General features: G+C 70.9%; 17 protein-coding genes, 1 tRNA gene and 2 pseudogenes. 13 read left to right on the top strand and 7 right to left on the bottom strand.

Annotated features, from left to right (window positions below):
- Positions 1 to 6: 6 nt before the first annotated feature.
- Together BS83_RS40665 and phoU are read right to left on the bottom strand one after the other, a co-directional pair.
- Positions 7 to 783: a hypothetical protein gene (locus tag BS83_RS40665; protein WP_157597508.1), complete on the bottom strand. Its 777-nt coding sequence runs from the start codon at positions 781 to 783 to the stop codon at positions 7 to 9.
- Positions 784 to 1,759: 976 nt separating this feature from the next.
- Positions 1,760 to 2,431, bottom strand: a complete 672-nt coding sequence (phoU, locus tag BS83_RS40660; protein WP_037608434.1) for a phosphate signaling complex protein PhoU — start codon at positions 2,429 to 2,431, stop codon at positions 1,760 to 1,762.
- Between the two features lie 176 nt (positions 2,432 to 2,607).
- On the opposite strand from phoU, the gene BS83_RS40655 reads away from it, so the two are divergent.
- Complete coding sequence (locus BS83_RS40655) at positions 2,608 to 3,858, top strand: sensor histidine kinase (protein WP_037608432.1); 1,251 nt, start codon at positions 2,608 to 2,610, stop codon at positions 3,856 to 3,858.
- On the top strand, positions 3,855 to 4,541 hold the full coding sequence (locus BS83_RS40650) for a response regulator transcription factor (RefSeq protein WP_037608430.1): 687 nt from the start codon (positions 3,855 to 3,857) through the stop codon (positions 4,539 to 4,541). Before BS83_RS40655 ends, BS83_RS40650 begins: the two co-directional genes overlap by 4 nt.
- Before the next feature lie 137 nt (positions 4,542 to 4,678).
- Here BS83_RS40650 and BS83_RS42695 read toward each other — a convergent pair whose 3' ends face one another.
- Complete coding sequence (locus tag BS83_RS42695) at positions 4,679 to 5,287, bottom strand: hypothetical protein (protein ID WP_051945251.1); 609 nt, start codon at positions 5,285 to 5,287, stop codon at positions 4,679 to 4,681.
- Between the two features lie 360 nt (positions 5,288 to 5,647).
- Here BS83_RS42695 and BS83_RS40640 point away from each other — a divergent pair, with 360 nt between their 5' ends.
- The 6 genes from BS83_RS40640 (at position 5,648) to BS83_RS40615 (ending at position 12,200) form a co-directional block, all read left to right on the top strand.
- A complete protein-coding gene (locus BS83_RS40640) occupies positions 5,648 to 6,130 on the top strand; it encodes a CarD family transcriptional regulator (protein WP_030255707.1) in 483 nt (160 codons plus the stop codon).
- A 232-nt stretch (positions 6,131 to 6,362) separates the two neighbouring features.
- Entirely contained in the window at positions 6,363 to 7,127 is a 765-nt protein-coding gene (gene ispD, locus BS83_RS40635; protein ID WP_051945249.1) for a 2-C-methyl-D-erythritol 4-phosphate cytidylyltransferase, read from the top strand.
- Positions 7,117 to 7,617 (top strand): 2-C-methyl-D-erythritol 2,4-cyclodiphosphate synthase, encoded by a 501-nt coding sequence (ispF, locus tag BS83_RS40630; RefSeq protein WP_037608428.1) that lies wholly within the window; start codon positions 7,117 to 7,119, stop codon positions 7,615 to 7,617. The genes ispD and ispF overlap by 11 nt, the downstream gene beginning before the upstream one ends.
- A 265-nt stretch (positions 7,618 to 7,882) precedes the next feature.
- Positions 7,883 to 9,283, top strand: coding sequence for a cysteine--tRNA ligase (gene cysS / locus BS83_RS40625; RefSeq protein ID WP_037608426.1), 1,401 nt, complete (start codon positions 7,883 to 7,885; stop codon positions 9,281 to 9,283).
- 49 nt (positions 9,284 to 9,332) lie between these two features.
- Positions 9,333 to 10,433 carry a 23S rRNA (guanosine(2251)-2'-O)-methyltransferase RlmB gene (gene rlmB / locus BS83_RS40620; protein WP_084714859.1) on the top strand — a complete coding sequence of 367 codons (1,101 nt, stop codon included), beginning with the start codon at positions 9,333 to 9,335 and terminating at the stop codon, positions 10,431 to 10,433.
- Positions 10,434 to 10,748: 315 nt separating this feature from the next.
- Positions 10,749 to 12,200: a TQO small subunit DoxD gene (locus tag BS83_RS40615; RefSeq protein WP_157597507.1), complete on the top strand. Its 1,452-nt coding sequence runs from the start codon at positions 10,749 to 10,751 to the stop codon at positions 12,198 to 12,200.
- Positions 12,201 to 12,347: 147 nt separating this feature from the next.
- On the opposite strand, the gene BS83_RS40610 is transcribed toward BS83_RS40615, so the two are convergent.
- The 3 genes from BS83_RS40610 to BS83_RS40600 form a co-directional block, all read right to left on the bottom strand.
- Complete coding sequence (locus tag BS83_RS40610) at positions 12,348 to 13,121, bottom strand: nucleotidyltransferase family protein (RefSeq protein ID WP_198035410.1); 774 nt, start codon at positions 13,119 to 13,121, stop codon at positions 12,348 to 12,350.
- Positions 13,122 to 13,361: 240 nt separating this feature from the next.
- On the bottom strand, positions 13,362 to 13,811 hold the full coding sequence (locus tag BS83_RS40605; protein WP_037608424.1) for a hypothetical protein: 450 nt from the start codon (positions 13,809 to 13,811) through the stop codon (positions 13,362 to 13,364).
- A 187-nt stretch (positions 13,812 to 13,998) separates the two neighbouring features.
- The gene (locus BS83_RS40600) at positions 13,999 to 15,111 is read right to left on the bottom strand and encodes an ABC transporter ATP-binding protein (protein ID WP_037608421.1); all 1,113 of its coding nucleotides are present in this window, start codon (positions 15,109 to 15,111) and stop codon (positions 13,999 to 14,001) included.
- A gap of 248 nt (positions 15,112 to 15,359) precedes the next feature.
- Here BS83_RS40600 and BS83_RS40595 point away from each other — a divergent pair.
- Positions 15,360 to 15,433 (top strand) — tRNA-Thr (locus tag BS83_RS40595).
- Positions 15,434 to 15,523: 90 nt separating this feature from the next.
- Here BS83_RS40595 and BS83_RS48150 read toward each other — a convergent pair.
- A pseudogene (locus tag BS83_RS48150) lies at positions 15,524 to 15,939 on the bottom strand (tyrosine-type recombinase/integrase); the annotation flags it as partial.
- A gap of 235 nt (positions 15,940 to 16,174) precedes the next feature.
- Here BS83_RS48150 and BS83_RS46895 point away from each other — a divergent pair.
- The 4 genes and pseudogenes from BS83_RS46895 (at position 16,175) to BS83_RS40570 (ending at position 22,420) form a co-directional block, all read left to right on the top strand.
- Positions 16,175 to 16,717, top strand: coding sequence for a transposase (locus BS83_RS46895; protein WP_198035409.1), 543 nt, complete (start codon positions 16,175 to 16,177; stop codon positions 16,715 to 16,717).
- A 63-nt stretch (positions 16,718 to 16,780) separates the two neighbouring features.
- A pseudogene (locus BS83_RS40580) lies at positions 16,781 to 17,011 on the top strand (transposase); the annotation flags it as partial.
- Positions 17,012 to 17,447: 436 nt separating this feature from the next.
- Complete coding sequence (locus BS83_RS40575; protein ID WP_084714855.1) at positions 17,448 to 21,749, top strand: RICIN domain-containing protein; 4,302 nt, start codon at positions 17,448 to 17,450, stop codon at positions 21,747 to 21,749.
- Entirely contained in the window at positions 21,746 to 22,420 is a 675-nt protein-coding gene (locus tag BS83_RS40570) for a hypothetical protein (RefSeq protein WP_157597506.1), read from the top strand. Before BS83_RS40575 ends, BS83_RS40570 begins: the two co-directional genes overlap by 4 nt.
- Positions 22,421 to 22,447: the final 27 nt, after the last annotated feature.

Raw genomic sequence — 22,447 nt, 5'->3', positions numbered from 1 at the left:
CGGGCGTTACCCCGGGTGCGTGTGGGCCAGGACGTATGTGAAAGTACCGGTTGCGAGAACTGCAACCGTGAGAACTGCGGCAGGAATAACAGGGCTGAGTGTCCCGCAGGCGCTGAACTGGGATTCGATGATTGCGAATCCGACCGCCGAGAGCAGTGTGATGGCGAGAAATGTCTTACTGAGCAGTTTGACTGTCTTGTCCTGCCTCGATCCAGTCCACGCGCCAGCCTTCTTGTACCACCGCCAATAGAGTAGCGCACTGGCCATGATCTGCAGTCCGACGAGCGTCCATCCGTAAATCTGCAATGGTTCGGCGTAGGGATGCGACGGCCCGTAGCGCGCACTCTGGTAGTCGCCCATGCCCAGGAAAAGATAGAGCGTTGCGAGGGGATTGATGAACACGGCGAGAACGTTGCGGGCGTAGGCGGCAACCGCATCCTCCTTCGAGACAGTGCCGCCGCTCACCGCGGCGCTGTGTGCTGCCGACGCGTCCAGGGTCAGGACGATGGCATAGACCACCAGTACTCCCGAGAGTGCGAACCCGATGCCGAGGACGACTTCCTCGACCGAGGCCCGCCCGCTCGATTCTTGGTCTCCGGCGAGGACGGAGTATCCCAGGCTCGACAGAATCAAGCTCAGAAATGCCGCGATGAGCACCAGGTATGCATTGCCGAAATGCTTGTGGTGCTCGCCGTCGCGACGATTGCTGACCAGGAACATGAGAGCAGTGAATGCAAATCCGGCGAGCACTGCAGCAAGGGTGGAATAGTGCCCGGCGGTCACCGTGATATTGAATTCCGACATATTTGGGCACTGACTCATGGCAACCCCCCAGGTTGAGCCATGCGAGTTTGGCGTCGCGCGCGCGGGAGCCTATAATCCCGTCATTGAACGGCGCCTGTCAAGCCTTGGTGTCGGGAATCGAAGCTCGAAAATTCTTCGAATACATGATCTATCTGCGTCTGAGGTTGCGATTCGGTCCGCGGGTCGGTATCAAGCGAACCGCTTGACTACTTCTCCGCGATGGCCGTCGCCCCGGTGAGCTCCTCCACGTTGGCGATGCGCTTCGCGGTTCGCCAACGTGGCAGGAAGTCGGGCACGACCTCGCGCGGCGGCAGTTTCGCGAGTGTCTGCTGGGGCGGCGGGTGGCGGCCGGGCCTGCGGATTCCCTTCGTGGCAATGCCGAGCCGGCACGGTCCTCGACGACCCGGCTGAACGCCCGTGTGCGAGCGTGCATCGATGTCTGCACGTCCATCTGTCCGGTCGCGTCCGTTCCGCTTCCAGGCGGCGTGGGCTGCCGGTGATCAGCCGCCCAGCCAGGAGCGGACGTCACGGCGGAGCCCCGTCTGCGCGGGTGGCGCGGACGGGGGTCCGGGTGTGGTGATCGGTCGGTGTTGGTGGGTCAGCGCGTCAGTGCCGACAGCCGCCGCACTTGCAGGCGGCGCCGGACTGGCAGCCGCAGCCGCAGCCCGAGCCGCAGCCGCAGGCGGCGAGTACGGGGAGTCGGGGGGCCTCGGTGACGGGGGGTGGGGTGGGGGACGGCGGAGTCGGAGTCTGGGTCATGGCGTACGGCCCTCCTCTGGCGCGGCCGGCGCGGCACGATTGCCCGCCTGACCTGTCTCCCAGTGAAACCGCCCGTGTACGGAGCGTCAACGGGCGTACGGGATCATCCCGTACGCCCGTGAGCGGGTCCGCGCGCCGTTTCGGCCGGCGAGGGCCAGTGCGGGCCCGGTGGCGGCCGGTGGCGGCGGTCCTTCGGTTACTGGTCGCCGGCCTCGGGGACGAAGTCGTCCGCGTGCTCGCCGGTCACCAGGAAGACGACGCGCTTGGCGACGGAGACCGCGTGGTCCGCGAAGCGCTCGTAGTAGCGGCCGCAGAGCGTGACGTCGACCGCGGTCTCCACACCGTGGTGCCAGCGGTCGTCGAGCAGGTGGGCGAAGAGCAGCTTGTGCAGCTCGTCCATCCGGTCGTCGTCGCGCTCCAGCTCCAGCGCCTCGTCGACGTCCTTGGTCGCGATGACCTGGCCGGCCTTGGCGATCAGGCGCTGCGCGAGCTGCCCCATCTCCAGGATGATCGGGTGCAGGTCCTGCGGGACCGCCGACTCGGGGTAGCGCAGCCGGGCCAGCTTCGCCACGTGGCGGGCCAGGTCGCCGGAGCGCTCCAGGTCCGCGCTCATCCGCAGCGAGGTGACGACGATGCGCAGGTCGGTGGCGACCGGCTGCTGCCGGGCCAGCAGGGCGATGGCCCGGTTCTCCAGGTCGTGGTGGAGCGTGTCGAGCTTCTCGTCGGCGGCGATCACGCTCTCGGCCAGTTCGAGATCAGCGTCGAGCAGTGCCGTCGTCGCCCGGCCCATCGCCGACCCGGCCAGGCGTGCCAGCTCCACCAGGCCGTCGCTGATGGAGTCGAGTTCCTCGTGGTAAGCGTCGCGCATTCTTGTCTCAATCCTCCTGGACGGGTGTTCGGCACCTACTGTGCGCCGCTCGGACGTCCCCCGCGCCCAGGAGGAGTGAACCACCGGAGACGTCAAGGTGAATTCTCGGCATCCTCCGGCTGAGCGCATTCCCGCGGGGTCACCGCAGGTCATCATCGTGCGCTTAGGCTGAACATATGGACGTGAACGTGGCCGCCGCCTCCGTGAGCGCGCTCGTCGGGCTCGGAGTCGGCCTCACCGCCGCGCTCGCCTTCCGCTGGAGCGAGAAGGAGCACCTGCCCTCGAAGCGCGCGGATCAGCAGGAGGAACCGGCCCTGCCGCCGGGCGTGGACACCGTGCTGTCGGTGTTGCGCTCCTGCGCTGTCGTGCTGGACGAGAGCGATCAGGTGATCAAGGCGAGCTCCGCCGCGTATGCCCTCGGGCTGGTCCGCGGAGGGGCGATCGCCGTCGACTCGATGCTGGTCATGGCCAGACTCACGCGCAGGGACGGAGAGATACGGCAGGCCGACCTCGACATCCCGCGCCGCTCCGCCGGCGGCGAGGTGCTCGCGGTCTCCGTGCGGGTCGCCCCGCTCGGCTCCCGGCTGGTGCTGGTGCTGGTCGAGGACCTGACCGAGGCGCGCCGCATCGAGGCGGTCCGCCGCGACTTCGTGGCGAACGTCTCGCACGAGCTGAAGACGCCGGTCGGCGCCCTGTCGCTGCTCTCCGAGGCGGTCCAGGACGCCAGCGACGACCCGGAGGCGGTGCGCCGCTTCTCCGGGCGGATGCTGATCGAGTCGGCCAGGCTCACCAGCCTGGTCCAGGAGATCATCGAGCTCTCCCGGGTCCAGGACGACGAGCGCCTGGTCGACGCCGAGCCCGTCCCGGTGGACGAACTGGTGGCCGAGGCGATGGACCGCTGCCGGCACCAGGCCGCCGCCAAGCAGATCACCATGGCTGCCGGCGGCATCGCCGGACTCCACCTCTACGGCAACCGCGGCCAGCTCGCCGCGGCCCTCGGCAACCTCGTCGAGAACGCCGTCAACTACAGCCCCGCCAGGACGCGGGTGGCCATCGCCGCCCGCAGGCTGCCGGGGACCAAGCAGGACTCGGTCGAGATATCCGTGACCGACCAGGGCGTCGGCATCTCGGAGAAGGACCGCGAACGCATCTTCGAACGCTTCTACCGCGTCGACCCCGCCCGCTCCCGTGCGACCGGCGGGACCGGCCTCGGACTCTCCATCGTCAAGCATGTGGCCGCCTCGCACGGCGGCACCGTGGGCGTGTGGAGCGTCGAGGGACAGGGATCGACCTTCACCCTGCGCCTGCCCGCAGGGAAGGCGGTCGGCCAGGAGCCGCCGTCCGACGAGGCCGCGCTGTCCGAGCAGGACCCGCAGAACCACGAATCCGCTCCCACCCTTACCGCCGCCCCGGAGGCAATGCCGTGACCCGTGTGCTCGTCGTAGAGGACGAGGAGTCCTTCAGCGACGCCCTGTCCTACATGCTGCGCAAGGAGGGCTTCGAGGTGGCCATCGCCGCCACCGGCCCCGACGCGCTGGACCAGTTCGAACGCAACGGCGCCGACCTGGTGCTGCTCGACCTGATGCTGCCCGGCCTGCCCGGCACCGAGGTCTGCCGCCAGCTGCGCGCCAAGTCGAGCGTCCCGGTGATCATGGTGACCGCCAAGGACAGCGAGATCGACAAGGTCGTCGGCCTGGAGATAGGGGCGGACGACTACGTCACCAAGCCGTACTCCACCCGCGAGCTGGTCGCCCGGATCCGCGCGGTGCTGCGCCGCCGCGGCGAGGCGGAGGAGCCCGCCGGCGGCCCCGGCGCGCTGGAGGCCGGTCCGGTCAGGATGGACGTCGACCGTCACGTGGTGACCGTGGACGGCGCGAAGGTGGACCTGCCGCTCAAGGAGTTCGACCTGCTGGAGATGCTGCTCCGCAACGCGGGCCGGGTGCTCACCCGGATGCAGCTGATCGACCGGGTCTGGGGCGCGGACTACGTCGGCGACACCAAGACGCTGGACGTCCACGTGAAGCGCCTGCGCGCGAAGATCGAGCCGGACCCGGGCGCGCCGCGCTACCTGGTGACCGTGCGCGGGCTGGGCTACAAGTTCGAGCCGTGACCAGGCCTGGGTGAGCCCTCCCTGCCCGGAGGGCTCACCCGGATTCACCCGAACGAGGCTGAGGCCGAACCCGTCCCTCCCGGGACGGGTTCGGCCTCAGCCGTTCTCGTCACTGCGTACCGGTCAGGGCCGACCGGTCAGTGCGTCGGGGTCGCGGTCGGCGACGCCTTGTGGCCGGCGCCCGCCTTCGGGGTGGACGTGCCGGCCGGGGCGGCCGCGACCTGGGAGACGACCGGGGCCGGCGGCGGGGTGGCGGGCGCGTAGGACGCGTAGTCGCCCGTGCCCAGCTGGATCTGGACCGAGATGGTCACCGGGCCGCCGTTGGCGAAGCCGAAGGTCACCGGGACGGTGGCGCCGGCCGGCTCGGCCAGCGTGGCGACCTGGGCGATCGGGTTCCCCACGCCCGGGGTGCTCAGCAGGATGCTGCCGCCCTGGGGGATCTTGGTGTTACCGGTGAGGGTGGCGGCGGTGGTGCCGACGGTGACCGACACCAGGTTGTCGTCCTGGCTCTCGTTGTTCGCGATGTTCGCGACCACGTTGGCCGGCGCGTTGCCGTTCGCGTCGGTCACGACCGCGATGCCGTTCAGCTTCAGCTGGCCGCCGCCGGGGATCTGCAGCGTGGTGGCGGCGACGTTGGGCTTGATCTCGAGGGTCGCCGCGCTGGACCCCGCAGAGCAGGCGGCGAGGACGGGGGCGATCGCGACGATGACGGCGGCGACCGCGCCGCGACGAAGAGTGCGGCTCACGGCGGAGGGTGCTCCTTGAACGTTTCGATGGTTCTGGCCGCGTTCAGATTACCGAGGGCGCTTATCCGCTCCACACGGGGTAGCCCGTGTCGCGTCCGCGAGGCACCGCAGACCCTCCCGGCCGAAGATCAGATCACGGTTTGATAACGCACTGAGCGCAAGATCATTGCGTCCTGACGGTGTGTGCGCAGGTTCGTGGACAACCGCTCCGACCTGCGGGAAATGCCCCTCGAACAGGGGTCGCAGCATGGAATCGTGCCGGTTGTCAAGCCTGCGAACCAGCTCTGACCTGCGAAAACGCCCTTCTGATACGGCCGTGCGCGTGTTACTCTGGAAAGCCACGGAAGGGGTACCTGTCACATGACGTTCAAGGTTGGCGACACCGTGGTCTACCCCCATCACGGGGCCGCGCTGATCGAGGCCATCGAAATTCGCCAGATCAAGGGTGTGGACAAGACCTATCTGGTGCTCAAGGTGCAGCAAGGCGACCTGACCTTGCGTGTGCCCGCAGAAAACGCTGAGTTCGTCGGCGTGCGCGACGTAGTGGGCCAGGACGGCCTGGACCGGGTCTTCGAGGTGCTGCGGGCACCGTACACCGAAGAGCCGACCAACTGGTCCCGCCGCTACAAGGCGAACCTGGAGAAGCTTGCTTCGGGTGACGTTATCAAGGTCGCGGAGGTTGTGCGCGACCTTTGGCGACGTGAGCGCGAGCGCGGGCTGTCCGCAGGCGAGAAGCGGATGCTGGCGAAGGCACGGCAGATCCTGGTGAGCGAGCTCGCGCTCGCGGAGAACACCAACGAGGACAAGGCGGAAACGCTGCTCGACGAGGTGCTCGCCTCGTAGTGCCGGAGCATGTCCGAGCCTGACGCCGTCATGGCTTCGGGCCTGAAAAAGCGCTGAGTCGCGGACTTTCCTGTCACAACTGTCTCTGTCTCAGCACTGTGTTTCTTCGTTCGTCCCAGCGCCTGGCGGTTGCGTCGCCGGGCGCTGAGGCGTGCGTGAAGGCGGTACGGGTACAAGTGCCGGGCGTGGCGTCAATTGGCGCTTCACGGAAGGGCGCTGAGCCCGGCACGCCTTGACCGTACCCACATCCCTGAAGGGACCAAACCTGAACGCCGCAGCAGTGGTTCCCGCCGCGGGGCGGGGCGAACGTCTGGGGCCCGGCGCCCCGAAGGCTCTGCGCGAGCTCGGCGGGGTGCCGATCCTGGTCCACGCCGTCCGCGCGCTGGCACGTTCGCGCGCCGTCGGCCTGGTGGTCGTCGTGGCGCCGGCGAACGGCGTCGCCGAGGTGAGAGCACTGCTCACCGACGCGCTCGGTGAACGCGAGAGCGCCGCTCTCGTCGTGGTGCCGGGCGGCGAGACCCGGCAGGAGTCCGTGCGGGCCGGCCTCGCCGCGCTCCCCGCCGACATCGACGTCGTGCTCGTCCACGACGCCGCCCGCCCGCTCGTCCCCGTCGACGTCGTCGACGCCGTGGCGCGCACCGTCGCCGACGGAGCCCAGGCGGTCGTCCCCGCGGTCCCGCTCGCCGACACGGTCAAGCAGGTCAACCCGGCGTCCGTGGCCGGCACCCCCGAACCGGTGGTCTCCACCCCCGACCGGTCGACGCTCCGCGCGGTGCAGACCCCGCAGGGCTTCCGCCGTGACATCCTCGACCGCGTCCACGCGAAGGCCGTCGCCGAGGGTGTCGACGCGACGGACGACGCGGGTCTGGTCGAGCGCTTCGGCGGCCGCGTCGTCGTCGTGCCGGGCCACGAGGAGGCCTTCAAGGTCACCCGCCCGCTCGACCTCGTCCTGGCCGAGGCCGTGCTGGCCCGCCGGAGGTCCCGCGTTGAGTACTGAGCCCACCCGTCCCGACGGCTTCCGGCTGCCCCGCACGGGCATCGGGGTCGACACCCACGCCTTCGCGGACGGCCGCGAACTGTGGATCGCCGGCCTGCTCTGGGAGGGCTACTCCTTCGGCCTGGCCGGCCACTCCGACGCTGACGTCGTCGCCCACGCCGCCTGCAACGCGCTGTTCTCGGCCGCCGGACTCGGCGACCTCGGCGCGCACTTCGGGACGGACCGTCCCGAGTGGGCCGGGGCGTCCGGCCTGACGCTGCTGGCGGAGGCGGCGCGGATCGTCCGCGAGGCGGGATTCGAGATCGGGAACGTCGCCGTCCAGCTGGTGGGCCCGCTTCCCAAGATCGGCAAGCGCCGCGCGGAGGCACAGGAACTGCTCACGAAGACGGTCGGCGCCCCGGTCTCCGTCTCCGGCGCCACGACCGACGGCCTCGGCTTCCCCGGCCGCCAGGAAGGCCTGACCGCGGTGGCCACCGCGCTGGTCTACTGACGTTCCTGATCGCTCCCGCAGGTCGTCACACCTGCCGAGAGGCGCCGGACCCCGTCGATGTGGGCCTCCGGCGCACGGGCTCGGCAAGCCACCGGCTTGCAGAGGGTCCGCGGCGCGCAGGGCCGGCCTCCCCCAGCCTTCGGCCGGGGGTACCCCCTTGGGTGGTTGCCCGCGCCCACGCGGCGGAGCCGCACGTCAACAGAGCCTCGCGCCCCTGAAGTGATAACGGCTCTGTGCACCGCTCGTCGCCCACTACCCTGGTGTGGTGAGCATTCGCCTGCACGACACCGCCTCCGGCCAGGTCCTCGACTTCGTCCCGAACACGCCGGGCCGCGTGTCGATCTACCTGTGCGGAGCGACCGTCCAGGCCGCGCCGCACATCGGTCACATCCGGTCCGGGCTGAACTTCGACATCATGCGCCGCTGGTTCGCCCACCGCGGCTACGACGTGACGTTCGTGCGCAACGTCACCGACATCGACGACAAGATCATCGCCAAGTCGCGTGAGTTCGGGCTGCCCTGGTGGGAGATCGCCTACGCCAACGAGCGCGCGTTCAACGACGGCTACGACGCCCTCGGCTGCCTGCCCGCCACCGGCGAGCCGCGGGCGACCGGCCACGTGCCCGAGATGATCGAGATGATGCAGGCGCTCATCGCCAAGGGCCACGCCTACGCGACGCCCGAGGGCAACGTCTACTTCTCCGTCACCTCCTACCCGGACTACCTCGCGCTCTCGCACCAGGAGCTGGACAACCTGCGTCAGCCCGAGAGCGAGGGCGAGACCGGCAAGCGCGACCCGCGCGACTTCGCCATGTGGAAGGCCGCCAAGCCCGGCGAGCCCAGCTGGCCCACCCCGTGGGGCGAGGGGCGTCCCGGCTGGCACCTGGAGTGCTCCGCGATGGTGCACAAGTACCTGGGCCGGTCCTTCGACATCCACGGCGGCGGCCGGGACCTGATCTTCCCGCACCACGAGAACGAGATCGCCCAGTCCAAGGCGTACGGCGACGACTTCGCCACCTACTGGCTGCACAACGCCTGGGTGACGCTCAGCGGCGAGAAGATGAGCAAGTCGCTCGGCAACTCGGTGCTGGTCTCCGAGATGGTGACGCAGTGGCGGCCGATCGTGCTGCGCTACTACCTCGGCACGCCGCACTACCGCTCCACCATCGAGTACAGCCCCGAGGCGCTGCGGGAGGCCGAGACCGGCTTCGCCAGGATCGAGGGCTTCGTCGACCGCGTCGTCGAGCTGCACGGGGTGGTCGAGCCCGCCGCCGACGTGCCGCCGGCCTTCGCCGAGGCGATGGACGAGGACTTCGGCGTGCCCGGCGCGATGGCGATCGTGCACACCGCCGTCCGGCAGGGCAACGCCGCGCTCGCCGCGGACGACAAGGAGAGCGCGGTCGCGCGTCTGTCCGAAGTCCGTGCGATGCTCGGAGTGCTGGGCATGGACCCGCTCGACCCGCAGTGGGCCGCCGCGGGAGCCGGGTCCGGCGACGCCCTCCACGGCGTGGTGGACTCGCTCGTCAAGCTGCTGCTGGAGCAGCGCCAGGCGGCGCGCGAGCGCAAGGACTGGGCCACCTCCGACGCCATCAGGGACCGGCTCGCCCAGGCCGGGCTCACCATCGAGGACCGCGCGGACGGATCGCGCTGGACTCTCAGCAAATGACCTCACGCAGTAACCCGCAGTAGCACACGAAGGAAGCAGGACAGCACCCATGGCCGGCAACAGCCAGCGCAGGAACCGTCGCAACCCCGGATCGAAGAAGGGCGCGTCGGTCGGCACGGGTGGCCACAGCCGTCGGGCGCTGGAGGGCAAGGGCCCGACGCCGCCTGCCGAGGCGCGCAAGGGTCACCCCAAGCAGCGTGCCGCGAACGCCGCCGCCAAGCGTGCCGCCGACGCGAAGGCGCGCGGCGGCATGAAGCGTGGCGGCGTCCAGGGCCGCACCGGCAAGTCCGGTGCGGAGCTGGTCTACGGCCGCAACTCGGTGCTGGAGGCGCTGCAGGGCGGCGTGCCCGCGTCCGCGCTCTACGTGCTGCAGTTCATCGACAACGACGACCGCGTGCGCGACGCCCTCGCGCTGGCCACCGAGCGGGGCATCCCGCTGCAGGAGGCGCCGCGCGCGCAGCTCGACAACCTGGCCGAGGGTCACAACCACCAGGGCCTGATCCTCCAGGTGCCGCCGTACGACTACGCGCACCCGGACGACCTGCTCGCCGCGGCTTCGGTCAACCGCGACAACGCGCTGATCGTCGCGCTGGACGGGATCACCGACTCGCGCAACCTCGGTGCGGTCGTCCGCTCCGTGGCCGCGTTCGACGGCCACGGCGTCGTGGTGCCCGAGCGCCGCTCGGCCGGCATGACCGCCGGCGCGTGGAAGACCTCCTCCGGCGCGGCCGCCCGCGTCCCGGTCGCCCGCGCCAGCAACCTGACCCGCTCGCTGGAGGCCTACCAGAAGGCCGGCTGCTTCGTGGTCGGCCTGGCGGCCGACGGTGAGCACGAGGTCGTCGACCTGGACGCGCTGACCGGCCCGGTCGTGGTCGTGATCGGCTCCGAGGGCAAGGGCCTGTCCCGACTCGTTGCCGAGACCTGCGATCTGACGGTCCGTATTCCGATGCCGGGTCAGGCCGAGTCGCTCAACGCCGGCGTGGCGGCGGGCATCGTGCTCTACGAGGCCGCCCGTCTGCGGGCGAATGCGGCGAAGGCCGAGAAGGCGGCCCGCAGCGCGAAGGCGTCCAAGGAGGCGAAGGCCGCCAAGGCGGCGAAGGCCACGGAGGCCGCCGAGGACGCCAAGGCCACTGAGGCCGACGAGAGCTGACGCGGCGTCTGCGGACCTCTCATCGGGCCGGCGGCGGGCGACGTCGAACGGCCGGTCGGGGCCCGCTTCCGCGGTTCGACGGACGGTGCGTCGAGGAGGACTGACGTCCTCGTCGGCCCCGTCCGTCGTCGTCTCCGCCGGAGGGCGGTCGTCAACTCTGTCAACCGGGAGTGTCCTTCCGGGCCTTCGGCCGGTTAGTGGAGTGTGGACACCAGAACACGTACCCGTCCCCGTCCCGAGGCGGCGAACGCCGGTGGGATAGACGGCGGCGAGCCTTTGCTCAACACGGTCAAGGTGCCGTCGGACCCGGCGCGGTTGAACACCACCACCGCGAGCTTCCGGGTCCGCTTCACCCCGCCCCCGGCCTCGTTGATCGACGCCGGCGCGATGCGCATCGGCGCCGCGTTCGGGCCGGGCGTGAACGCCGGCGCGGGCGCCGGCCTGCGCGAGCCGGTGCTGGTCGGCGCGATGGCCGGGGTCCTGCCCGCCGTCGCCCCCGCGGTCGGCACGATCGGCGCGACGCCGCGTCGGCGCGGACGCGTCACGCCGATCACCTGGACCGGCCAACTCGACCTCGCCGTCCCCCACGTGCCGCCGAGCGGGCCTGGCGTGCCGGGCGTCCCAGGCGTTCCCGCGCAGGGTCACGGGCCCGCCACGGAGGAGCTGGAGTCGACCCAGCCGATGTCACTGGCGGACTTCGAGGAGATGGACGCCTACGAGGACGCCGACGGCTACCCGGACTACGACGGCGTCCGCGTCTTCGAGCCGCCGGCCAGGCGGCCCCCGCTGCCGGACGTGGCGGACGGCGTCGCCGCCTCGCAGCACCACGCCTGGCATCCGGGTAAGCGCGTCGACCTCGGCCTGGTGCTGCTGCCGCTGCGCGTCTTCCTCGGCTGCTTCTCGCTCTACGCGGGCTTCAGCAAGCTGTGCGACCCGGTGTACTTCAACGGCGGCGCGCGTGGCTCGATGATGCACTGGCTGGAGGCGCTGCACCCGTGGAGCGTCGCCCAGCCGCTGCTGGCGCTGGCGATGGCCCACCCGGTGGGCGCGGGTCTGGCCGTCGCCTTCGTGCAGATCAACGTGGGCGTGCTGGCCATCCTCGGCCTGTGGCAGCGGCTGTGCGCGGCGGTGGCGATGCTGCTGGCCTTCGCCCTGCTGGTCACCGTCAGCTGGCGGACCGTGCCGGTCTACGACACACCGGAGATCATCTACCTGGCCGCCTGGAGCCCGCTGCTGCTGGCCGGCGCACCGCTCTTCTCCCTGGACGGCTGGCTCCGCCTGGAGGCCTGGCGCCGACTGGGCGAGCAGGCCCGGGTGACCCAGCTGCGGCGCCGCGTCGTGCGGCGCGGGGTGGTCGTGGCCACCGTGGTCATCGGCGGAACGCTGCTGGCCGGCTCGGTCCTCGGCGCGGCGGTGCGCGACTCCCACATCAGCGCGACGACCACCGTCCCGAGCGAGAGCGGAACGCCCACCGCGTCGCCCACCCAGCCGCTGCCGCTGGGCGCGTGGCCGACCGGCGTCGTCCCGGTCCCGCCGGTCAGGACGGCTCCGACGACCGCCCACCCGACGGCTCCTGCCGCGTCGAAGCCCGCCGCGTCCGCGTCCCCGTCGGGCACGCCACACCGCCACCACGGCTCCACCCACGGCACGGGCGGCGGCACCGGCGGCTCCGGCACCACGGCCCCGCCGAACCACTCCAACAACCCGGCCCCGGCGCCGACCCCCACGGGCGGCAAGGGCGTCATCGGCGGCCTCCTCGGCGGCTGACCGGCCCAACGGACCGACGACAGGGGACCCCGGCCCACGCGGCCGGGGTCCCCTGCGGCGTTCGCGCGGCGGTGCGGTCGTGGGGCCGTGGCGCGGACGTCCGGCGGCGGTGCGGCCGCTCGCGTGCGTCGGTCGTGTCGCGCTGCGTCAGTGCTCGGCCGCCGCGCGGGCCGCGGCGAGTTCCTTGGCGGCCTCGTTGAGGTCCTTGGCGGTGTCGATCGCGCGCCAGTAGACGCCCTGCGGCAGCTCGTAGCCGGAAAGGCGGCGCTCACGAGCCAGGCGCGGGAACGTCGAACGCTCGTGGTCGCCGAGGTCGGGCAGCATGGCGGTGAAGTCCGAGGAGAAGACGTAGACACCCGCGTTGATGAGGTACGGCGACGGCGGCGACTCGATGAAGTCGAGGATGTTGCCGAACTGGTCGACGTCCACCGTGCCCCAGGGGAGGCGCGGGCGGGCCAGCGCGAGCGTCGCGTGCGCGTCACGGGCGGTGTGGAAGGCCGCCATCTCGCGGAGCGCGAAGCGGGTCCAGATGTCCCCGTTGGTGGCGTACCAGGCCTCGCCCTTGCGCGGCAGCGAGGCGGCGGCGAACTTCAGACCGCCGCCGCGGCCCAGCGGTTCGGTCTCCACGACGGTCTCGATGTTGAGCGGCAGGTCGGCGGACTTCAGCCAGTCCTGCAGGACGTCCGCGAGGTGTCCGCACGAGACGACGACGTCGGTGACGCCCTCCTCGGCCAGCCACTGCAGCTGGTGACCGATGATCGGGATGCCCGTGCCGGGGATCTCGATCATCGGCTTGGGGCGGGTGTCGGTGTACGGGCGCAGCCGGGAGCCCTGGCCCCCGGCCAGGATCACGGCCTGCGTGACCGTCGGGGCGGCCATGGGGGAGTCCCCGGCGGAGGGGATGAGCGGTTCAGCGGTCATGGCATCACCCTAGGGGTAATCCGGAGCGCCTCAATCCCCACGTCAACCCGGTGGTCACCCGATGCGGCCCGCGGTCGTGGCCGCTGTTCCGCGGTCGCGTGCGATCCGTCGGCGGACCGTTCGCGAGGCGTCTGCGAACCGTCCGCGGCCGCCCGCAGTCGTTCGGGGACGACCGCAGACGGCACGCGCACGGTTCGCGGGTGGGCGCGGACGGCTCACCGCCGACCGGTGGCCGGCGGGTCAGTTCGCGCCGGCGAGCGTTCCCGCGGCGAACGAGGCGTCGCAGACCGGGCGGGCGTAGGAGAGCGCCTTGTGCTCGTCGCCGTGGTACTTGCGCACGGCGGCGCGGCCCAGATCCCTGGCGATCGTGGAGCAGAACTGGCGCAGGGACGGCTCCCTGTCCATGGTGCGCTCCAGGTCGTTCAGGGCGACGGTGGGGTTCCTGGTGGCCAACTCCCGCAGCAGACGGCCACGGAGGGCGTCCTGCGGGGCCACGGAGCCGCCCTGGGCGGCCGGTGCGGCCTGCTGCGCGGGCGGCTGGGCGTCGGAGGCCGCCGTCAGCGACTGGACGTCGGCGGTGGCCGGCGGAGCCCAGGAGACGCGCGCGACTGCGAGGGTGCCGGTCGTCACGAGGACGAGCGGCAGGACGAAGGCGAGAGATCGGCCGATGCGGCGAGCTAGCTGCTTCACAACGGGGATGCTAGCGAGGGGTAATGATTTGGCGACATTGCGTCACTCCAATGAGTGAGCATGGTGTCGGAATTCTCCCGGAATGCCGGAAGCCGCCCGGATGATCCGGACGGCTTCCGGAACCCGCGGGTCCGCTGTCGACTTGTCGTCAGCGTCGCCGTGGGTTCGGGTTCTGCGGGGGCTCGGCTCAGTCGCTGAGGCGCGCGCCCGTCTTGGTGGAGAACAGGTGACGCTCGTCGGTGCGCGGCACCACGTGCAGCACCTCGCCACGGGCCGGAACGGCGCGGCCGCCGACGCGGACGACCAGGTCCTTGTCCTCGCCGCCGACCTTCGCGGTGCCGTAGACGTAGCCGTCGGCGCCGAGCTCCTCGACGACGTTGACGGTCACGGCCAGGCCGGAGCCGCCCTTGGCGGCCGCGTCACCCTCGGAGACGACGTCCAGGTGCTCCGGGCGGACGCCCAGGGTCAGCGTGGTGTCGCCGTTGGCGGAGGCCTCGGCGAGCGCCTCGCGGGAGACCGGGATGACCGAGTCGCCGAACTGCACGCCGCCGTCGACCAGCGGGGCCTCGATCAGGTTCATCGCGGGCGAGCCGATGAAGCCGGCGACGAAGAGGTTGGCGGGCTTGTCGTACATGTTGCGGGGGGAGTCGACCTGCTGGAGCAGACCGTCCTTCAGCACCGCGACGCGGTCGCCCATGGTCATGGCCTCGACCTGGTCGTGCGTGACGTAGACCGTGGTGATGCCCAGGCGGCGCTGGAGCGAGGCGATCTGCGTACGGGTCTGCACACGGAGCTTGGCGTCCAGGTTGGACAGCGGCTCGTCCATGAGGAAGACCTGCGGCTCACGCACGATGGCGCGGCCCATGGCGACACGCTGGCGCTGACCGCCGGAGAGCGCCTTCGGCTTGCGGTCCAGGTACTGGGTGAGGTCGAGGATCTTCGCGGCCTCTTCGACCTTGGTGCGGATCTCGGCCTTGTTGACGCCGGCGATCTTCAGGGCGAAGCCCATGTTCTCGGCGACGGTCATGTGCGGGTAGAGCGCGTAGTTCTGGAACACCATGGCGATGTTCCGGTCCTTGGGCGGGAGGTGGGTGACATCACGGTCACCGATGCGGATGGCTCCGCCGTTCACGTCCTCCAGACCGGCCAGCATGCGGAGGCTGGTGGACTTGCCACAGCCGGAGGGGCCGACGAGCACGAGGAACTCGCCGTCCGCGATCTCCAGGTCGAGCGCGTCGACCGCGGGCTTCTCGCCACCGGGGTAGATCCGGGTGGCCTTGTCGAACGTCACCGTAGGCATGGTGCTCTGCTCTCCTTCACCGGCAGGAACGTGCCGGACGATCCGAAATAAAGGGGTGGGTATGAGGTTCTGGCCCTCCCGCACGCCGTACCAGCCCGCCGGAGCGGCACGGTTCACTGAGAGGTCTAGTCCACGTTGGAATGTGAACTTCAGGTGACGCTACCTGTCGGACCATGCGCTTGTCAGCCCCCTCCGGGCAACAAATCCGCACCCCACCCACCTCGCCCGCCCGGTACACTGCCAACCGCGCCTCCTTAGCTCAGCTGGCCAGAGCACCGCTCTTGTAAAGCGGGGGTCGTCGGTTCGAACCCGACAGGGGGCTCTCAGCTCTGCTGCACGTCAGCGGACAGACACGCACCGAAGCGCCCCGGACCGGACAGGTCCGGGGCGCTTGTGACATCACCAGGTGACATCAGCCGGTCTTGCGGCGCCGCTTCAAGAGCCGGTCCATGTGGCTCATGGCCTCACGCTGGTGCTCCTGCACGACGTGCGCGTAGATCTCCATGGTGACGGCGATCTGGCTGTGCCCGAGGATGGCCATCAGGTCCCGCGGGGCGACGCCGGCGGCGGAGAGTAGCGTCGCGCGGCCGTGCCGGTGTCGTGCAGGCGGATCTTCGGTAGCGACTCCTCCTTCGTGATCCGATCGAAGGATCGGAACAGGTTGCGCGGTTCGACCGGGCGGCTGGTCCGCGTGGTGAAGACGTAGTCGCTCGCCTCCCAATTGTCGCCGGCTGTGCGCCGCTGCTCCGCCTCGCGCATGCGCTGCCAGCGCAGCGGGGGCACGCACATCGCGGGCAGCGAGATGACGCGCCTGCGTCGGGACTTGGGGGAGAGGGGTGACCCGCCATGTCGTCGTGGCCAAGGACGATGCAGGCCATTGCCGAGTTCACCAAGCGCGTCGCCCGCGAGGCGTTTCCGGGGGCGCTATGGCCATGCGGATCCGGGACTGCCTGGGCCCGATCTTCGAGGACGCGCAGTTCGCCCACCTCTTTGCGCAGCGTGGGCATCGGTTGTTGTCTCCTGGCCGGCTCGCGTTGGTGAGCGTGCTGCAATACGCGGAAACTTGACGGATCGCCAGGCTGCGGACGCGGTTCGGGCCCAGCTCGACTGGAAGTACGCCCTGTCACTCCCGTTGACCGACGCCGGCTTCGACGCCTCGGTGCTGTGCGCCTTCCGTGCACGGCTTTTGGATGACAACACCGCTGAGCGACTGCTTGACGTCCTGCTGACCCGGCTGAAGGACGCCGGTGTGCTCGGCAACGGCAACCGCGCTCGCAGCGATTCCACTCGAGTCCTGGCCGCGGTGCGCACACTCAACCGCCTGGAGTTGGTCACCGAGACCATGCGGGCAGCCCTGGAAGCACTCGCGGTTACCGCGTCCGCATGGCTGACCAGGATCGCCTCGACCAGGTGGTTCGACCGCTACGAGCGCAAGGCCGACGCCTTCCGGCTCCCGGTCGGCGACGGACCACGCCTCGAATACGCCCTGACGATCGGTGCCGACGGGTTCACCCTGCTGACCGCGGTGTTCTCTCCGGACGCCCCGTCCTGGCTGCGGGAACTGCCCGCGATCAGTGTGCTGCGTCGGATCTGGATGCAGCACTAAACCCGTCAAGAACCAGGAGAGACTCCTGCCACGGGGACAGGACGCAGGCACCCACCGCCTTTCATACTCGGTACCAACGCGATCGAGAGCGTGAACGCACGCATCCGCAAGGCCGTCCGAGCTCGCGGCCACTTCCCGAACGAGGCCGCGGCGCTGAAGTGCGTCTACATGGCCGTCATGAGCCTGGACCACCCCACCGGGCAGGGCCGCAAGCGCTGGACCATGCGATGGAAGCCCGCACTCCAGGCCTTCGACATCGCCTCCGACGGCCGACTCTCCGTCGGCCGCCGGTAACTCACACCACCCGAGTTACACCGCTGCCTGTACAGACCCGCGCCTTGCTGGGCGGCGATCCCGGTGTCGCGCGGCGATTGCGGCGGTGTGATGTGTGTCTCGGGTGCTGGTTGTCGGTGTACGGCGGAGGCTTGGGGTGGCTGGGTGGGGCGCCGGGTGGCGGGGGTGGTCCCCGTCGTTCGGGGGCGTTGACGTGCGGTGATGCTGTCCGGAGACTGTGACCGCCTTTCCGGGGTGTGTGTTCCCGGGGGGAACCGGGGGGCTCTCGACGCGACGCGCGATACGCGGGTGGGGTGTGTCCTCATCGTTTTGGTGTGTGGCTCGGGGTGCGTGTGTCCGGCTGCCCGGACCGCGCGCCCAGCACAGAGACATCGATACGTTGACGAGATCGACTGTGCGCCCGGCCTCGGCCCGGGCGCGGGGGGCGTGGCGGCGGATGACTGCCGCCACCGCCATGGCCACCGCGGCGGCCCTGACCGCCTCGACCGCACCAGCGTCGGCCGCTGCGTTGCCGGTGACGGCGAGCACCACGTCCGCGGTCACCGGTGCGGAGCAGTTGCGCGCCGACCAGTGCGTGATGGGCACCGTGCTGCGGATCGGCGGCCCGGCGGAGAAGGCCGTGGCCGCGCAGGCCTTGGACGGCTCGCCCGCGCAGTTGCGCGCGGTCGCCTCGGACGCCACAGGTTCGGCGCTGCAGAAGGCCTGGGACGGCGACTTCCAGGGCGCGAACGCGATCAGCCACCGGTTGCAGGGCCGCACGCAGGTGTGGCAGCAGTCGGTTCCGATGAGCCTCCCGCCCGGCTTCACGCAGGCGCAGTGGGGCTTCGCGCCGAACTTCTTCGATACGGTCGGGTTGAACGCCTGGGTGGCGAACGACTATTCGCCCGACCAGGCGGGTCTGACGGCGCCTGTGATCCCGGTGGCGGACAAGGCGGCGCAGGGCGCGGTGGTCGCGCTCGGCAACGCCCGCTACACCAGCGGCGCTGGCAGCATGGCGGAGCAGAGCGCGTGGCGGGTGCTGACCTCCGACCTTGCGGACTATCCGCTGGCGGCGGACGACGCGCGGATGCTGCTGGAGGACGGCGGTTTCCCCGCTACTGCCCCCGCTGCGGGCAGTGTCGATTTCCGGGTCGCGGTGGAGGACCTCAAGGCCCGCTTCGCGTCCTGCGACTGGCGCAACCCCGGCGACCCGAACAGCGTCCTCGGGCCGGTGGTGGACACTGCCGCCACGGAGTGGCAGCACGAAGTCTCCTCGCAGCAGGCCCAGCGCGACTCGATTCTGGCCTCGTCGCAATCAGCGACCGCCGCCTTGGCCAAGGCGTCCGAGGACCTCGGCGAGCTCCTGGGGCGTTCGTGGCAGGCGGGGCGGCTGGCGACGTGGCAGCAGTACTGGACCGGGCCCGGCAAGGTCGGCGTCGCCCCGATCACCTTCCACGACACCGCCTCACCGGGCCGCTGCCTGGACGACCCGGCCGCCAGCCACACTCCGGGGACCCGGCTGTGGCTGTGGACGTGCAACAGCACGGCGGGCCAGAGCTGGACCTACGACCAGACCACGCAGGCGCTGACCGACCAGGCCGCCCACCTGTGCATGGACATGGACGGCACCCACGGCACCCCTAAACCCGGCACCGCTGTCCAGCTCGGGAACTGCAACAAGAGCGCCTCCCAAAGGTGGGACCTCACCGTCGGCGGCACCGAAGTCAAGAACCTCGGCACCGGTCTGTGCCTGGACCTGCCCACCCCCGATGTGAAGCAGTACGCCCAGGTCGCGGCCTGCAACGCCGGTGCCAGCCAGCGTTTCACCGCCGTCCAGGACGACTCCGGCACCGGGGCCACGGGCGTCAATTCGCCCAGCTACCCCTCCAAGGCGACCTTCACCAGCGTCGCCGCAGGCCTGAGCGGCGCCCAAGCGGAGGCGAAGGCGCGGCTGGCGGACCTCGCCCAGCAACTGACTACCGCCCAGACCGATGCCGCCCAGGTGCAGTCGGCACAGCAGCAGGCCTACGTGATCGCCGACCAGCAGGGCGCCCCGCGCGGGCGCGGCCTGCTCGCCGCCCTGCAGGAGGCGCAGGTCACCGCCGCGAGCGCTGCGGCGCTCGACGCGGTGCACAAGGCCGGCACGACCGCCTACCAGGCCACCGTTGCCGCCGCCGACCAGGGACAGACCCTTCAGGCGCTCGCCCTCACGCAGGCGCACGAGAGCAAGGCCGCGTTCGACGCCGCCGCCGCAGCCGCAGCGGATCAGCAGGCCAAGGACGCCGCAGCCGGCGCCGCCGGACAGGCAAAGGCCGCAGCGGCGGCGGAGGCGGACGCCAAGACGCAGCTCGCCACCGCGCAGGCCGGCGAAGCCACCGCCCAGCAAGCCGCGCAACGGGCCCAGGCCGACCAGCAGACCGCCGCCACCCAGCTCGCCAACGCGGCCTCTGACATGCAGCAGGCCCAGACCGACCAGGCCCAGGCCGCCACCGACGCGTCGACGGCTCAGGCCGATGCCGCGACGGCGACCGCGAAGCAGCAGGACGCCCAGCAGGCCGAGACCGCCGCGAACACGGCCAAGCAGGCCGCCCAGGCCCAGGACAGTGCGGCCCGTGCGGCCCGGCAGCAGGCGTGGGCTGCCGAGCAGCAGCAGAACGCGCTTCAGGCGAAGGCACAGGCGGCCGATGCCTACGCGGACGCGGAGTCGTCGAACTCGGATGCCGCCGACGCGCGCAATGCGGCGAACCAGGCCGACCAGGACGCAGCGGACGCGACCACCGCAGCCACCAGCGCGCAGACCGCGGCGAACGACGCCACGTCGAAGGCTGCCGCTGCGGACGCCGCCGCCACGCGGGCGCAGGCGGCAGCCGATGCCGCCGGTGCAGCGGCGAAGGACGCCGCCGCGCAGAAGGCGGCCGCTGACCAGGCCGTCGCGATGGACAACCAGGCCGCAGCGAAGGCCATCAGCGACTCCCAGAACGCCGCCGCGGCGGCCGCCACGGCACAGCAAGACGCCGCGACCGCCAAAACGCAGGCCGCGAAAGCACATGCGGACGCGACCGCCTCCAGGACCCAGGCCGCACAGGCGCAGACCACAGCCAGCACGGCGGCCGGGTATGCGTACGCGACCGCCCAGGCGGCCACCGCCGCCTCCGATGCCGCGCTGCAGGTCGCCGCACCGGCGAATGACGCGGTCCAGCTCGGCGCCCCCTACCAGGACACCGACAGCGCGGCCGGACTCGCGGTGCTGACCGCGCAGGCATCCAAGACGGTCGCCGAGCAGCAGGCCGCCACCGCTGCCGCCCGCGCGAACGCCGCCCAGCAGGCCGCGCAGCAGGCCCAGGCCTCCGCCGCCACCGCGAGCGCGGACGCCAAAGCCGCGGCCACCTCGGCCGCCGACGCCACCACCCAGGCAGCAGCAGCGACCGTGTCGGCGGCGCAGGCCGTCGCCAGCGCCGACCGCGCCCGCCAGTACGCCGACCAGACCCAGGCCGCCGACGCGGCGGCGCAGCAGTACGACGACCAGGCCGCCGCCGCCCAGGCCACCGCCCAAGCCGACGCCGACCAAGCCCAGGGCGACGCCACCGCCGCGAAGGCCGCAGCAACCGCCGCCGACTCCGACGCCGCCGCCGCCCAGCAAGCCGCCACCGCCGCCGCCGCAGCAGCGACGGCCGCACGGCAGGACGCCGCCCAGGCCGACCAGGACGCCGCAGCCGCCGCCGCAGCAGCCAAGGACGCCGAGAACCAGGCCGCCCAGGCCCAGGCCGCCGCCACCACCGCCGAAGAACAACAGGACACCACCGCGATCGACGACGGCGGCGCCACCGGCATCCCGCACGTCTTCGCCATGGCCCGGATCACCCCGGGCACCGCCACAGCGACCGGCGATTGCAAGCCCATCTGGCTCAGCAACGGCCTGTGCACCCAGACCTACACGATCACCTACCAGGTCACCGTCGACTTCTTCTACTGCGCCGACCTGAACGCCCCGGCCACCGCGAGCGGCTGCCCCGCCTCGGACACCTTCCTCCTCGACACGGCACCTCCCAGCACGCAGACCACCAGCTTCGACCACATCCAGGACCAGTTCGGCGACGCCGAAAACCTGATCCTGCAGGCCATGTGGGACGACTTCAAGGGCGACGTCACCAAGTGCCTCGCCGGCAACGGCCTCCACTGCGTGCTGGCCGCTTCCGCCTTCGTACCGGCGAACAAGATCCTTGAGTCCGTCCGGGTCGCGGCCGCGGTTCGGGACGCCATCCAGGCCAGCGCAGGCCTCGAAGACGCCCTCGCCGCGGTCCGGGAGGCCCTCGCCGCGAAAAACATCAACGGCGCCGTCGCCGCAGGGCTCAACGCCGACATCGCCCAGCGGGCCGCCGAACTGGCCCGCTTCGATCGCTCGGTCGACCCCAAGCTGGTGGACAAGCTGCAGAAGCTGGGGATCACCTTCAGCCGGAAGGACCTGCTGTGGGTCACCTCGATGCCAGGAGGGCAGCTCGCGTTCCTGGAGACCGGCAACATCAACGCCGGCCTCATCCACGTCGTCGCGCGACACGGCGTGGAGTTCGCTGATAACGGCATCACGTTGCGGGAAGTCCCGGACCTGATCCGGCAGGCACTCACGGACGGGAAGGTCATCGGCTACCAGGGCAACGACATGGGACGCCCCATCTACGAGATCTTGTACAAGGGCGTGGAGCGCCATGTGGCGATCACGGTCGGGGACAATGGCTTCGTGGTGGGGGCAAACCTCGCATGAGCGTGGAGAACACGATGACAGCGCGGAGAATTCTGCTGAAGGCCGGCGACAGTTCGCCGTTGCGAAAGGCGACGGACCAGCGTGTCGAGATTCTGCTCGACACCCCCGAGCTCGCACTCTCCCACGACCTGACAGTCGACCTGTGGGACTGGTCGCGTCGCACGCCCGCCCAGGGCGAAGGGATGGCTGGGCCTGACCGGACACACCACCGGGAAGGCCTGGCGCTCGCCACCAAGCTGGCCGCCGAGCTGGGACGGCAGTGGGCGCTGAACTACTACGACGCCGTACACGGCACCTCGACCCTCGTCTGCTGGCATTGCGGCGGCTTCCACTGGCGCTCACAGCCCCACGGAGCCGTCGACCATCCGCGGAGCATCCGCCTGCTGGGCGAGTACGGACACTGGCCGCTGCGATTCGACGCGCGCAGCGACTTCGCGCCGGACGACCCGGTGATCGGACTCGGGCTCAGCGAGGCACTGATCGATGACCTCTACGACTGGTCCCGCTCAGTTGCTGACATGGTCCAGGCGTCGCTCAACCCGGCCGCGGAACCGGCAGCACCAGTCCGCTCCAAGCAGGAGCTCACGAAGTGGGGCGCGCGGCTCGCCGCGTCGCTCAGACAGGAGCTGGGCGAGGGATGGACGATCGAATACGACGGGTTGGCCCATTGAACGGGCCGCAGACCGAAGCGAGGGCAA

This window comes from Streptacidiphilus rugosus AM-16, assembly GCF_000744655.1.
Taxonomy (GTDB): domain Bacteria; phylum Actinomycetota; class Actinomycetes; order Streptomycetales; family Streptomycetaceae; genus Streptacidiphilus; species Streptacidiphilus rugosus.
This window is presented reverse-complemented; position numbering and strand designations above follow the sequence as displayed.

Excerpts from the sequence above, each read along its gene's own strand:
- BS83_RS40655 (WP_037608432.1), top strand. The coding sequence starts at position 2,608 with ATGGACGTGAACGTGGCCGCCGCCTCCGTGAGCGCGCTCGTCGGGCTC.
- rlmB (WP_084714859.1), top strand. The coding sequence starts at position 9,333 with ATGGCCGGCAACAGCCAGCGCAGGAACCGTCGCAACCCCGGATCGAAG.
- BS83_RS40600 (WP_037608421.1), bottom strand. The coding sequence starts at position 15,111 with ATGCCTACGGTGACGTTCGACAAGGCCACCCGGATCTACCCCGGTGGC.
- BS83_RS40575 (WP_084714855.1), top strand. The coding sequence starts at position 17,448 with ATGACTGCCGCCACCGCCATGGCCACCGCGGCGGCCCTGACCGCCTCG.
- BS83_RS40610 (WP_198035410.1), bottom strand. The coding sequence starts at position 13,121 with ATGACCGCTGAACCGCTCATCCCCTCCGCCGGGGACTCCCCCATGGCC.
- BS83_RS40640 (WP_030255707.1), top strand. The coding sequence starts at position 5,648 with ATGACGTTCAAGGTTGGCGACACCGTGGTCTACCCCCATCACGGGGCC.
- phoU (WP_037608434.1), bottom strand. The coding sequence starts at position 2,431 with ATGCGCGACGCTTACCACGAGGAACTCGACTCCATCAGCGACGGCCTG.
- BS83_RS40570 (WP_157597506.1), top strand. The coding sequence starts at position 21,746 with ATGAGCGTGGAGAACACGATGACAGCGCGGAGAATTCTGCTGAAGGCC.